Here is a 12,376-nt window from a genome sequence, read left to right as displayed (position 1 = left end):
ATAGTGTCTGTTTGTTCAGTATTGGTCATTTAACGCACAGGAGTGCGAATCAGGCCTCACGGATGCGACTACGCGTTCCCCGAAAGTAGAAGGACGATCGACATGGCGACCAAAGCAGCGGCAAAAAAGGCGGCTTCACGAAACGGCAACGGCAATAGCCACGGCGATCCCAAAATCCTTGACAATGCCGTCTCCCAAATTGAGAAGCAATTTGGCAAAGGCTCGATCATGAAACTGTCGGACAATGCGGCAACGCGCATTGCCGGCATTCCGACCGGAGCTTTGTCGTTGGATCTTGCCTTGGGAGGCCGGGGGTTCCCACGCGGTCGCATTATTGAACTGTTCGGTCCCGAATCCAGTGGTAAAACAACCTTGGCCCTGCATGTGATCGCCAGTGCCCAAAAGCGGGGTGGGATCGCTGCGTTTATCGATGCGGAACACGCGCTGGATCCCTCGTGGGCCAAGCGATTGGGGGTCGACTTGGAGGATCTGTTGGTCAGTCAACCATCGTACGGTGAAGAGGCGTTACAAATCGCCGAGATGCTGATTAAGTCCAACGCTGTCGACGTGATTGTTGTGGACTCGGTGGCGGCTTTGGTGCCCAAGGCGGAACTGGACGGCGAAATCGGTGACCGGCATGTCGGTTTGCAGGCCCGCATGATGAGTCAGGCGATGCGCAAGTTGACCGGTGCGATTGCCAAATCCAAGACCTGCGTCATTTTCATCAATCAAATCCGCGAAAAAATCGGTGTGATGTTCGGAAGTCCGGAAACCACACCCGGCGGACGAGCGCTAAAATTCTACAGCTCTTGCCGGGTCGACGTCCGTCGCATCAGTACGCTCAAGGATGGGGACACCGTCACCGGTATCCGCATGCGTGCCAAGATTGTCAAAAACAAGGTCGCCCCGCCGTTCCGGATTGCGGAATTCGACATGCTCACCGAGTGCGGTATCTGTGCCGAAGGGGATCTTGTCGATTTGGCTTTGGAAGACCGGCTGATTGCCCGCAGTGGGACTTGGTACAGCTACGGCGACGTAAAATTGGGGCAAGGCCGCGATCGCGCGCGGCAATTCTTCAAGGAAAACCCCGAATTGACGGTCGAGCTTCGCGACAAAGTCCTCATCCATCGTGGATTCCCGCCGCAATCCGTGCTGGACGGTGGTGTGGAAGAGACCGAGGAGACAGCCGCGGAAGATTAATTCTGTCAGCCGTGGGGGGCCGGTACGCATTTCGCGCATCTGGCCCCTTTCCGCGTATTTTCCAGCAAAAGCGACGATTCTACCTCTTGTCTCCCCCGCTATTCCCTGAAATGATTCCCCCAGGACCGGTTGGACTTGCGCCGCTGCCCGTTCGCCGATACCATTGAGGGAGGTCTCGGAACCAACAAAACGGCCCCAAGGCCGCTTTGGGATTCCTCAGCGGAGATTCGTTGGAGACGTATTACCATGGAACAAAACCCGCACAACTCCCCCGTGCGGCCTTACACACCGACAGGCCGTCTCTTGTCGCGCAGGCGTCGAGTGGTCTATTCCGGTTCTGTGATCGCCATAACGTTGATCGCGAGCTTCTGTTTCTTTTTGCCGCACGCCACGGCCCAGGATGTCGATACGTCGGTGTTGCTGCGCGCCTTGGAACAATCCATTGTGAAGGCTGTTGAGGCATCGGAGCAATCGGTGGTTTCAATCGCACGGGAGAAGGTCAAGAATATGACTCCCGTTGAGCAACTGAGATTGGAGCGCATTCGGGCCAGGCGGATGCGTAACCAAGAAACTGTCGACATCAACGATCCCGACTATATCCCCAACGATTTCGGATCGGGTGTGGTGCTGGGCGAAATCACAGTCAAAGGTAAAAGACGCACAGCGATATTGACCAATTATCACGTCGTCAAGGGGGCTGAGACCTCGACGCCAGACTCCCCTGTGGTGACGGTGTTGTCGGTTCGTTTTCAGGGAAAACAGCGAGGGCAGCAGGCCCAAATCTGGGCGGCCGATCCACGCAGCGACTTGGCTATCATCACGATCGAAGCCCGCGGCCTACAGCCGATCAAAATTGCCAAGTCGCACACATTCAAAAAAGGGCAATTCGTCATAGCTTTGGGCAATCCGTTAGCCGTGGCAAACGATGGCGGATCGGCTAGTGTCAGTTGGGGAATCATCAGCAACATCAGCCGTCGTGCCAACTCTCAGGTCGCCAATCCCGACGGCACGGTTCCAGATCCGCAGGGTGAGGGCAACGAACGTTTGTACCATTTCGGCCGCCTGCTGCAGATCGATGCCAAACTGAATCTCGGCATGAGCGGCGGAGCCTTGCTCAATATCGACGGTGAATTGATTGGCATCACAACATCATTGGCCGCACTGGCCGGGTACGAAAAATCTGCCGGATATGCCATTCCTGTGGACGATACGACACAGCGAGTGATTGAAACGTTGCTCAAAGGGTACGAGGTGGAGTACGGATTTCTGGGGGTGAGCTTCGACACTCACGAGTCGCGGGACTTTTTGATAAATTCCAAACTGGAAGGGGCGCGGATTTCTAGGGTGTTGGAAAATCTGCCGGCCAGCGACGGCGGGCTGAGGGGGGACGACTTCATTACTGAAATCGATGGCACACAAATCCGTAACCGCAACGATTTGATGCTTGAAATTGGACGACGGGCACCAGGAACGAACGTCCGATTACAGATCTACCGCAATAATCGGAACTCGGAATACAAAAACGTAGTCTTGGGGAAATGGCCGGCCAAAAATGTGGACGAAATCATTGCCCCGGTAGATCGTTATGGCGGACCTTGGCGGGGACTGGTGGTCGATTTCCCCTCCGGCAGAAGTCGGTATTTCCCTCTCGGCCTCACGGATGAGGTTCCCCACGGCGTGCTCGTTACGGAAGTTCTCCCTGAATCGCCTGCCGAACGGGCACAATTCAAACCGGGTGATTTCATCACCAAAATCGACGACGATGACGTGCAGAATCCGCAAGAATTCCATCGACTCGCCGCCAGACACCCCGCAGCGGTCCGCCTCGTGCGGCTCCGCGACAAAGAGTCGCAGCAAATCGTGATCGAACCCCATTGATCAACGGCTGTCTCTTACGCTATGGTTTGGTGCATTGACTACGGCCCTCAGAGACCACCAAACGCGTGATTCCCCTCGAAAACACCTCGCGGGGCATCCGCCTAATGATGGGACGGTTGGGGCACACAACGTCCGTCCATCGCCACGATCTCCGAATTGAGAATACTCCCATTTTTCTGCGATATACAACACCACAATGAAAACCGACGAACTCCGCGAAAAATATCTTGAGTTTTTTGAAACCAAAGGCTGCGTCCGCCGCCCCAGCGATGTCCTCGTGCCCCGCGGCGACCCGACGGTGTTGTTCACACCGGCCGGGATGAACCAATTCAAGGACCAATTCCTCGGGGTCGGCAAACTCGATTTCACGCGGGCAACGACATGTCAAAAATGCCTGCGGACCGGTGACATCGAAAACGTAGGCAATACCGCCTACCACCACACGTTTTTTGAAATGTTGGGAAATTTTTCCTTCGGCGATTATTTCAAGAACGACGCAATTCATTGGGCCTGGGAATTCCTCACTGACAAAAAATGGCTGGGGCTTGATCCCCAGCGCTTGACTGTGACGGTCTTCCAAGAAGACGAAGAAGCCTACGGCATTTGGCACGACAAAATCGGGCTTTCGGCCGATCGCATTACTCGCGACAACGAACACGAAAACTTCTGGCCGGCCGGCGCACCGAGTGAAGGTCCCGATGGTGTCTGCGGTCCTTGCAGCGAGATTTTTTATCACCCCCCCGGCAGCAGTGGCAATGTGGAGATCTGGAACCTGGTCTTCACGCAGTTCAACCGCGTGGGCGATCCCCCGGACAACTTGCGTCCGTTGCCGAAAAAGAATATCGACACCGGCATGGGACTGGAGCGAACCGCCGCCGTCCTGCAAGGCCACGAAAGCAATTTTGAAATCGACACACTGCGGCCGTTGTGCGAAGCATCCGCCGCTGCTGTGGGTGTGAAGTATGCTTATGATTCTCCTCACGGACGCGCCGTCCGGCGAATCGCCGATCACGTCCGCGCTGTCACATTCGCCATTTCCGAAGGTGTCTTGCCTGATCGCGATCGCGAACGTTACGTCATCCGGCAACTATTGCGCCGTGCGGTGATGGAAGGTTTCCTGATCGGCCAGCATGACCCGTTTTTGCACACGCTAGTCCCCAACGTGGCTGAAGCGATGCAGGTCCCCTACCCCGAGTTGGGAAAAGAGACAGAAAAAATTGCAGAGGCTATCCGCGACGAGGAAGAACAGTTTCTCGGCACCGTGGAAAAAGGACTGCACAAGCTCGATAACTATATCGAAAAGGCTCGTGGCGACGGCAAGTCGGTTCTCTCGGGCGACGATGTCTTCGACCTGCACCAAACCGATGGTTTTTTGATTGAATTGACCGAAGCGGTCGCCGCTAAGCACAATCTTTCGGTCGATCGCCAACGGTTCAACGCCCGCATGCAACGGCATTTGCAGGACAGTGGCCGCGGCGCCTTCGCTGATAAAGTGATGGCCGCCGGCCCGTTGGATGCAATTCGCGAAACGCAAGCAGGGACCGATTTCGTTGGTTATGACGAAACTGCTTCGACCGGCAAAGTGGTCGGCATCATCGCCGAAGGCCGGTTGATCGACGCGCTCGAGGAAGTCGGGCACGACGATCCGGTCGGCGTGGTGTTGGACTGCACACCGTTTTACGGCGAAGCGGGCGGGCAAGTCGGCGATACCGGCACGCTTACGGCTGCCGGTCTGCAGTTTGACGTCGCCGATACGCAGCGCGAAGGAGACTATATGGTGCACATCGGGCACTTAAAGTCCGGGACATTGCAACTCGGCATGGAAGTCACAGCCGAAATCGATACGCAGCGTCGCGCCGGAATTCGCCGTGCCCATTCCGCCACGCACCTGTTGCATCACGCACTGCACAAATATGTTGGTGAACATGCCCTGCAACGCGGCTCGAAGGTCGACCGCGACACATTACGCTTCGACTTCAGCCAACCCCGCCCGGTGACCTCGGAACAGATTTCGCAAATCGAAGACGAAGTCAATCGCCGGATTGCCGAAGGCGCAGCGGTTTCCGCGGAAATCATGGAACTCAAGGAAGCCAAAAAACTGGGGGCCATGGCCCTGTTTGGCGAAAAATATCCCGATCGCGTCCGCATGGTCAGCATGGGAGATTTCAGCAAGGAGTTGTGCGGAGGAACGCATTTGGTCAATACCGGCCAAGTCGGCCTGTGCAAGATCATCTCCGAAGAAGGGACTCAAAAAGGAGTGCGGCGGATTACCGCATTAACCGGTGAGCGAGCGCTCGAAAAAATCCGTCACGATGAGGCTCTGCTCAAAGAATTGGCGCAACAACTCAAGACCCCGCAACCTGACGACCTGCCGCAACGGGTGAATGCATTGCAGGAAGAATTGAAACGGTTGAAACGGGAGTTGTCGAAACAGACGAGCCAATCCGCCGCGTCAGCCGTCGATACGATGCTGGAAAACGCGATCTCCGTGGGGGATGTCAAAATCGTCGGGCACGAAGCTCGGGACTGGGACGTCGAGATGATTCGAGCACAGATCGACCAAATCCGTCGCTCAGCTGGTTCGTCGGCCGTTCTCATCGGTTCCATTACCGGCGACAAGGTGATCTTGATCGCCGGGTTGAGCAAGGATCTCGTTCAGCAGGGCTTGAATGCGTCCGACTGGGTGAAGACCGCAGCCAAGATCGCCGGAGGCGGGGGCGGCGGACGCCCCGACTTCGCGCAAGCCGGTGCCAAACATCCCGAAAAGCTCGGCGAGGCAATCGCTCATGGCACCAAGTGGCTGCAGGAGCAACTGGAAAAGTAACGCGACCGACAGACGCATCGCTCAACGACCGAGTGAGCGATGCGCGGCGTTATCCGCCGTGCGCTGCCACATTTCAAATAGAGCGTAGTGTGCTACTGGCTGTGCCAGTGCAAGTTCAAATGAGTGCGATACTGGCAAAGCCAGTGGCACCCGCATTTTTTATGCGGTCACTTTGCACGCGTAGTTAGCAGCGCTCAACGTTTCGGTTTAGCTGTGGCGGGCGGCGATCACTGCGTGCGACGCGTCGGTTTGTCGCCGGGCGTCGCGTGTTTCCAGGATCAGATTGCGGAAGGTTTCGGGAAAAGGAATTCCTTCCAACCGCAAAATGACTTCGCCGGCAGCGTTCAGCAACTGCAGGTCGGCCGCACGGTAAAACACCTGGCCGGGGTCCTGAGCGATGGCGATGTCGTCAATTTCGTTGAGCGACACCTGTTTGAGCATCCGATTGCCCAACGACTTCCAAACTTGTACTGAGCGATTCGTGACGGTGTAGCGGACGCCGAACAGCTTCAGGTAAAAGTAAAGCATAATCGCCCCCGGCGCCGAGGGGAGCGGGAAGAGCCAATGCGATAATTTCACGCCGAACAGTTTCACCGGCATCGATTCATACAGTTTCCCATGCAATCGGCCCAGTCCTGTACAGGCGATCGAGGGATAAACCGTCATGACCGGCGTTTCAGCGTCGGTATTCACGCCGGAAATCGGGGGGCGTCTGTAGGCGGCAACTGTCGTCATCTCTGGTCCTTGTCCGCGATTGTCACAGGGTCCGCGATTGCCACAGGAAGGTCGCCCCCACAGCGGGATCGCAGCGACTTAGACTGTGAGCGGAGCGTAAAAATCACCAAAACTCTAAAAACGGGGCCAAAATCCGGCCAATGGCATCAACGATGCGAAGCCAACGCAGTTCATTTGCGAAATCAGCTCAGATCAAGACCTTAAAATACCAAACTCCGGCCAGCGGTTCTAGTGAGTGAAACCCGGCAGATATTTCAAAATCCGCCCTTTTTCCTCATCCTCTGCTGCTGTTTCTCTTCCTGTTTGTCCTCCCTCCCACTTTCGCCCTGGCCCAGCCGCCAAACGCAGCGGAATCCGATTGTGGGTGAACGAGTTCCCATGGGGATGCCACTTCTCCGCCAGATCTCCCAACCCTCCTCACTGCCGCGGACCACACGCACCGTGCGGTCCTTAGAACCGACGGCGGCCCGCGGTCCCGGCGGATTGAGCAACGTGGCGGCGTTGGACTGATCGAGGGCCATTTGATAACTCTGGGCGGAATACCAGTCTTGGCACCACTCGCGCGCATTGCCCGCTAGATCCATCACACCGAATGGGCTGCGGTCTCCACGGAAAGATTCGACCGGGTCAATCTGCGAGAGCTCGCGCGGCCGATGCCAAATCGGCTTGCCATCTCCCCAGGGATAGGCATAAGGCACATTGCCCCGTGCTGCTTTTTCCCACTCTGCTTCGGTCGGCAACTCCTTGCCGGCCCACCGTGCATATTGGCCCGCTTCTCCCCAACGCACCCCGGTGGCGGGTAATGCTCCGTCGGCGTCCGAATCCAACTCCTTGGGCAACCGCTGATTATTCGCGCTCAGGTCACGGCGGTAACGCCGATATTGGGCGAACGTCACTTCATGCAGGTCGATGTAATACGAATCCAATTGCACCTGATGCTGTGGCCCGGCATCTTCCGGTCCCCCGTCCACTCCGCGGGTGAACAGCCCCGCTGGAATCAGAACCATTTCCGCCTCGTCCTGCAAACTGACAATCCGCTGCGGCCATCCCTCCTCGCTGATCCCCGTCCCGGGAACGGCTGCGAATCCCTTGGGAAGTCGCACCCGCGATTCGTGGCTTGTGCCGTCACTCGCCCCGGTGTTGGCGGGAGCATACTGTGTTGAGGAGAGCGGCTGTTCTTGCCTATTGACGCTAAAGGACTCGCCAACAGCAAACGGTTCGTCAGCAATTTCAAACTCATCCGCATTTCCACTGCTGGCGAACTCTTCTTCCGGCATCGGCGTGATGGGGATCCCCGGCGGCTTTTTCCGACGGCGAGTCGGCTTCGAAGTCGAACGACGCTTGGTGTTGGACTTCTTAACCACTTTTGGCCGCGGTTTCACCTCACCGCCGGTGAGTAGCGGTTTTTCTTCAACAGCGGGCGGCGGAGTCGCTTCGTCACCCCCTCCACACCCCCACAACAATCCCACGCACAAAACACTCAGAAACCGGCGAAGGTTCAATCGTTGCGCGCGCCTCCCGTAACCATCGACGGAGCTGAACGGCAATGTCTCCACGAAGACTCCTTTACGGAAAATGCGGCGCTGGGAAAGTTGGATCAGACTCGAAAACGACAACTGGCCTCGACTCTCAAACAGCCTCTATTCTCAACCGGTCAACGGCGGAAAACAAGTCCGATTCCAGCCTGCGGTGTCGCTAATGAACTTCGGGACCTCGGGACTCGCACAGACACGAGGATTAGTACGACAGCAACCCGTTTTATAATAGATCGCCCCGATTGGGGGTGCCGTCATAGGATAAGCGATCGGATATTCTCGGTATTTTTACGATTTCACTTTTCGCTGTCGAATGAGCAAGTGCGCATCTTGCTTGATCTTTGCGGACTTGGCGCCTTCGCGTGAGGTCCTTTTTGTAAGGAAGATCGTTCGTCCTATGCGAGAAAGGTGCGCCGCGACGCACCCTAAGTTTTAGTGGAACGATCGAGAGCTGTTTGTAGATGTTCCGGCAGGTCGGGAATCTCGGCGAGCTTGATGGCGACTTCCCGGTCGGCGAACAGGCGTACGCGTTTGACGTAGTCGTCGAATTGCGTTTTGGCCAACGAGGCCACCACCGGTGAGACTTGGCTCAATGGACGGTAGACATCTTCTTTGGGGAAATAGATTTCGATGTTGAATTCAACTTCGCGGTGCGGGGGCGGAGCATCAATGATCATGTCGGTCGCCGACACCGACAACCCGGCCGCCTCGTTGAGGATGGCCGCCAAATGCTCGGTACAGCGCACCAGAAAATCAAACGGCCGCCGTGCGAGTTGCTCGTACAATTCTGGTGATTGATACAGGCTGAATTCGGCCACGCGTTTATAGATTCGTCGTTGCGGTCCGAAAATTCCATCCAACAATTTCTCACACGGCAATCCGGTCGCCTTGTCTTGCAGCAGATGAATGGTGTCGGCTTCGCTTTTGCGAAAGATCTGCTTCAAATCCAAGTCGCGATGCAAATCATAAAACGCGCGGGCAAACATCGACGTTGCCGAACGAACCGTGTGATGCCAATACACCTCCGAGAACATGATGTAACGAGCAAACACCATCAACTCCGCCGCCGCCTTGCCCTTAAAACTGATCGCTAAACCATCCCCCGCCTCGTTCAACAGCAGCGATTGAATCAACCGGCTTTTGTCAAAGTTGCGACCGTACGGCACCCCCACATGCAGGCTGTCGCGCTCCAGGTAATCCATCTTGTCGATGTCGATCGGCCCGGAGAGAATCGACCGTAATAACCGCAAGCGGGGCGAATCGGTGCGGGCGACCAATACGTCTAACACCTCCTCTGGGTCAATGTTCCACACCTCGCGCAGCACCGTTGCCAGTTCACTCCCCTCGGCGAGAAACTCAGCGGCAAAGTCCTCGTGCGGCGGCAGGTCGGAGAGCAGCATGTCTTCGATGGGATGACAAAACGGCCAATGCCCCAAATCATGCAACAGCGCCGCCACCATCAACACTTCGGCGGAGTGCGAATCGACTAGCGCGCAAAACCGCTCATCGCGGCCCAACTGCCACAGGTACCGCAGCGCGTTGTGGAACACGCCTAGAGCATGCTCGAACCGCGTATGCATCGCCCCGGGATAGACGCGATTGACCAACCCCAGCTGCGTGATCGTCGCCAACCGGCGAAACTCGGCGGTATCGATAATCGCCTTCACCCGCCGCGTGATCGGCACGTCCTGCTCAGTAGGAATCCGTATCAACCCAGAACCGGCATCCAGGCCAACAAGTTCGGGGATTTCTAGGAGGGGGTGTTTCATGGGCGGGGTCAATATCTTAACTGCGTTCAATTCTCAATTTCCAAACCGACGGCTATGCCGTCGTCTTAGACTATACACTCCCCTCCTGCGGCGCGAACAACTCCGACACAATATCCGCCAACACACTGTCGTTCCCCTGCGCGGAGGCCTCCTGCATTGCCGACCACAGCAAGCTTCCTTGGCCGACGGCGCGTTGCATCGGCTTGGAGATCTGTTCCAGCGACAGCGGTTTGGATTCGGCGTTTTGGATGGCTCGTGACAAGCCGCCGGGGATTTTGGCAATCGTCTCGACGGTTTGAAAATCGACCATGCCGACCAGCAGCGGGTTGTCGCGACCGGCGATCAAGGTGCGAACGTCTTCTTTGAAGGCGACGAGTGGTTTGCCCAGCGTCCAGGCCATGGCTGCTTCGGAAACGGCCCCTTCATCGGGCGTGCGGCCGTTGAGGTTCCAGACCATGCAGTCGCATTCTTCGACCAACTGATAAACATCCAGCGCGAAGATGGCGGCGTGCAAAAACTGAGCGGCTTGCGGCGCGGCCCAGCCCCGGTCGATCAATTCGGCGTGAATGAACCGAAATTCCATCCCGTCGCGGTGCGGCAGATAGACTTCGCAACCGAAGTCGCACAGACAATCGGCGATGGCGGTCATTTCGTCCCGCTCCGCCTGATTGAACAGCGGCCCGGCGCAATAGACGCGGTGCTGGCCTGTTCGTCGTGAATCAATCATCGCTCGGTTCCATCCGCAAGTCGTTATTCTGCTGGCTGTGGTTGTGAGAGTCGTAATTAGTCCCGATTATAGCGTGACGAGCGAAATCGCAACGCAGAATCTGTGGATCACCCTGTTTTTTGCAAGCGTCGAAAAAAGCCGTCACGGTTTCCCCACAGGTGGATTTTATCGTAGTCTGGCGCAGTTCCGTCCCCCCAGATGCTATGAATGATGACATTCCTCAAACGCCCCCCGCGAACGTTTTATTACTCCGCGATTGCCATCGCGCTGCTGTTGGCGGCGGTCGCACTGCCCTTTGCGCACCATTATTACGTCCAACGGTCACTGATCACCGACGTCGAAGGCTTCGGCGGATCGGTGGTGATGGAGCCGGGGGGGCCGATATGGTTGCGAAGTAGGTTGCCGCGCGAATTGACATACTGTTTCGATACGCCACGGGAGATCCATTTGGGCAACACTACAGTCGACGATGGCTGGTTGGCCAATTTGCGCGATTACCCTAGCCTTGAAATGCTGGGGCTGGCCGACACAAACGTCACCGATGCGGGACTGGTACATTTGTCCGACATGCCCCATCTGCAGGTGCTCTGGTTGTCCAACACAGCGGTCAGCGATGCTGGGCTGCCGTCGCTACAGGGCTTGCCGAAATTGGTGCTCTTTTATTTAGACGGCACGCGCGTGACCGAGGCGGGGATCACCACGCTGCGCAAGCGATTGTCGCACGTGGATATTCAATGGTGAACACCCCTACCGTCCCCTCGGCCAGCGATTCCGCGGGGTGACACTCAAAAGTTCTGTCGCCTACGGATGGAATTCGGGGATCTCCCAAACATTCGTCCCATCAGCCATGCCCTGCACGTGCGTGGCGATGTTTGCGACGATTGCTTCGATCATCGCCGCTCCCGCTTCGGCCGTAGCTTCGAGCGGTTCTTTGTCCTCTTGGTCTTGCATCGCATCGTGCCGGACATTTTCGGGGAAGGCGTGCAGCGCGAAGGCGGTTTCGAATTCCTGCGCGTGGCCGGGCCAGCTTTTGGTTTTCAAATTCGCTTCCGCAACTTCTTTGGGTAGAAAGTCCCAGTAGGGATGAAACTGCAAGTTGATTTCGAGCCGTTGTTGAAATTGCCCCCAGATGCCGTTGCAGGGGGCGACGTTGCCGCCGTGGCCGTTGAGCACCAAAATGTTTTCAAAACCAGCGTGATGCATGCTGCGAATCGTATCGAACAGCACGCCCAACCAACTCCCCGGCATGGCGGTCATCGTGCCAATGTGCCGCATATGGTGTTCGCTGATGCCGATATTCATCGACGGGGCGACGAGCGTATAAGGTTGCGTCCGCCGGGCGACTTCGGTGGCGACATGCATCACACTCCGATAATCATGCTCCATCGCCAGATGCTCCAGATGTTGCTCCGTCGCCGCCACGGGAATGATGCAGACCTTTAATTCGCCCGCCTGCATGCGTTCGCGGAATTCCCGGCGGGTATGTTTAGCGAGCAAGAGTTTATTGTCATCAGGAGCCGGCATGGAAAAACCTCGCTGTGAAAAAACCCGACCAAATCGGGGTGAGTTTATTATTAAATGATCCTCGTTCCCAAACTCCGTTTGGGAACGCACTCAAGCGAAGCTCCGCTTCGCACGCCGAACATGAGACCAGTCCCAACTCCATGAACCGAAGCAGAGCTTCGGGAATTGGCGTTCCCAAACGGAG

At 56.7% G+C, this 12,376-nt stretch carries 9 protein-coding genes; 4 read left to right on the top strand and 5 right to left on the bottom strand.

Going from position 1 to position 12,376, the window contains the following annotated elements:
- The first annotated feature begins 102 nt into the window (after window positions 1–102).
- The 3 genes from recA to alaS all read left to right on the top strand — a co-directional run bounded on the left by recA (window position 103) and on the right by alaS (window position 5,902).
- Complete coding sequence (gene recA, locus Mal52_RS06805) at window positions 103–1,200, top strand: recombinase RecA (RefSeq protein ID WP_145374956.1); 1,098 nt, start codon at window positions 103–105, stop codon at window positions 1,198–1,200.
- A 246-nt stretch (window positions 1,201–1,446) separates the two neighbouring features.
- A complete protein-coding gene (locus tag Mal52_RS06800; protein WP_145374955.1) occupies window positions 1,447–3,078 on the top strand; it encodes a trypsin-like peptidase domain-containing protein in 1,632 nt (543 codons plus the stop codon).
- Window positions 3,079–3,274: 196 nt separating this feature from the next.
- The gene (alaS, locus tag Mal52_RS06795; RefSeq protein WP_145374954.1) at window positions 3,275–5,902 is read left to right on the top strand and encodes an alanine--tRNA ligase; all 2,628 of its coding nucleotides are present in this window, start codon (window positions 3,275–3,277) and stop codon (window positions 5,900–5,902) included.
- 207 nt (window positions 5,903–6,109) lie between these two features.
- Here the strand turns inward: alaS and Mal52_RS06790 are convergent, their stop codons facing one another.
- From Mal52_RS06790 to Mal52_RS06775, 4 genes are all read right to left on the bottom strand, one after another.
- Complete coding sequence (locus Mal52_RS06790; RefSeq protein WP_145374953.1) at window positions 6,110–6,637, bottom strand: PH domain-containing protein; 528 nt, start codon at window positions 6,635–6,637, stop codon at window positions 6,110–6,112.
- A 254-nt stretch (window positions 6,638–6,891) separates the two neighbouring features.
- Window positions 6,892–8,193: a formylglycine-generating enzyme family protein gene (locus Mal52_RS06785; RefSeq protein ID WP_145374952.1), complete on the bottom strand. Its 1,302-nt coding sequence runs from the start codon at window positions 8,191–8,193 to the stop codon at window positions 6,892–6,894.
- A gap of 404 nt (window positions 8,194–8,597) precedes the next feature.
- Window positions 8,598–9,941: an HD domain-containing protein gene (locus tag Mal52_RS06780; RefSeq protein WP_145374951.1), complete on the bottom strand. Its 1,344-nt coding sequence runs from the start codon at window positions 9,939–9,941 to the stop codon at window positions 8,598–8,600.
- 70 nt (window positions 9,942–10,011) lie between these two features.
- A complete protein-coding gene (locus Mal52_RS06775) occupies window positions 10,012–10,668 on the bottom strand; it encodes a nucleoside 2-deoxyribosyltransferase (RefSeq protein WP_145374950.1) in 657 nt (218 codons plus the stop codon).
- A gap of 207 nt (window positions 10,669–10,875) precedes the next feature.
- Here Mal52_RS06775 and Mal52_RS06770 point away from each other — a divergent pair, with 207 nt between their 5' ends.
- Window positions 10,876–11,409 carry a leucine-rich repeat domain-containing protein gene (locus Mal52_RS06770; protein ID WP_145374949.1) on the top strand — a complete coding sequence of 178 codons (534 nt, stop codon included), beginning with the start codon at window positions 10,876–10,878 and terminating at the stop codon, window positions 11,407–11,409.
- A gap of 60 nt (window positions 11,410–11,469) precedes the next feature.
- Here Mal52_RS06770 and Mal52_RS06765 read toward each other — a convergent pair whose 3' ends face one another.
- On the bottom strand, window positions 11,470–12,192 hold the full coding sequence (locus Mal52_RS06765; protein WP_145374948.1) for a creatininase family protein: 723 nt from the start codon (window positions 12,190–12,192) through the stop codon (window positions 11,470–11,472).
- Window positions 12,193–12,376: the final 184 nt, after the last annotated feature.

The organism is Symmachiella dynata (assembly GCF_007747995.1).
Lineage (GTDB): Bacteria > Planctomycetota > Planctomycetia > Planctomycetales > Planctomycetaceae > Symmachiella > Symmachiella dynata.
Note: the sequence above shows the minus strand (reverse complement) of the source record. Positions and strands in the feature narration are given on the sequence as shown.

What these genes read in the sequence shown, in the direction of transcription:
- recA (WP_145374956.1), top strand. Translation starts at nt 103, where the DNA reads ATGGCGACCAAAGCAGCGGCAAAAAAGGCGGCTTCACGAAACGGCAAC.
- Mal52_RS06800 (WP_145374955.1), top strand. Translation starts at nt 1,447, where the DNA reads ATGGAACAAAACCCGCACAACTCCCCCGTGCGGCCTTACACACCGACA.
- alaS (WP_145374954.1), top strand. Translation starts at nt 3,275, where the DNA reads ATGAAAACCGACGAACTCCGCGAAAAATATCTTGAGTTTTTTGAAACC.
- Mal52_RS06790 (WP_145374953.1), bottom strand. Translation starts at nt 6,637, where the DNA reads ATGACGACAGTTGCCGCCTACAGACGCCCCCCGATTTCCGGCGTGAAT.
- Mal52_RS06780 (WP_145374951.1), bottom strand. Translation starts at nt 9,941, where the DNA reads ATGAAACACCCCCTCCTAGAAATCCCCGAACTTGTTGGCCTGGATGCC.
- Mal52_RS06775 (WP_145374950.1), bottom strand. Translation starts at nt 10,668, where the DNA reads ATGATTGATTCACGACGAACAGGCCAGCACCGCGTCTATTGCGCCGGG.
- Mal52_RS06770 (WP_145374949.1), top strand. Translation starts at nt 10,876, where the DNA reads ATGATGACATTCCTCAAACGCCCCCCGCGAACGTTTTATTACTCCGCG.
- Mal52_RS06765 (WP_145374948.1), bottom strand. Translation starts at nt 12,192, where the DNA reads ATGCCGGCTCCTGATGACAATAAACTCTTGCTCGCTAAACATACCCGC.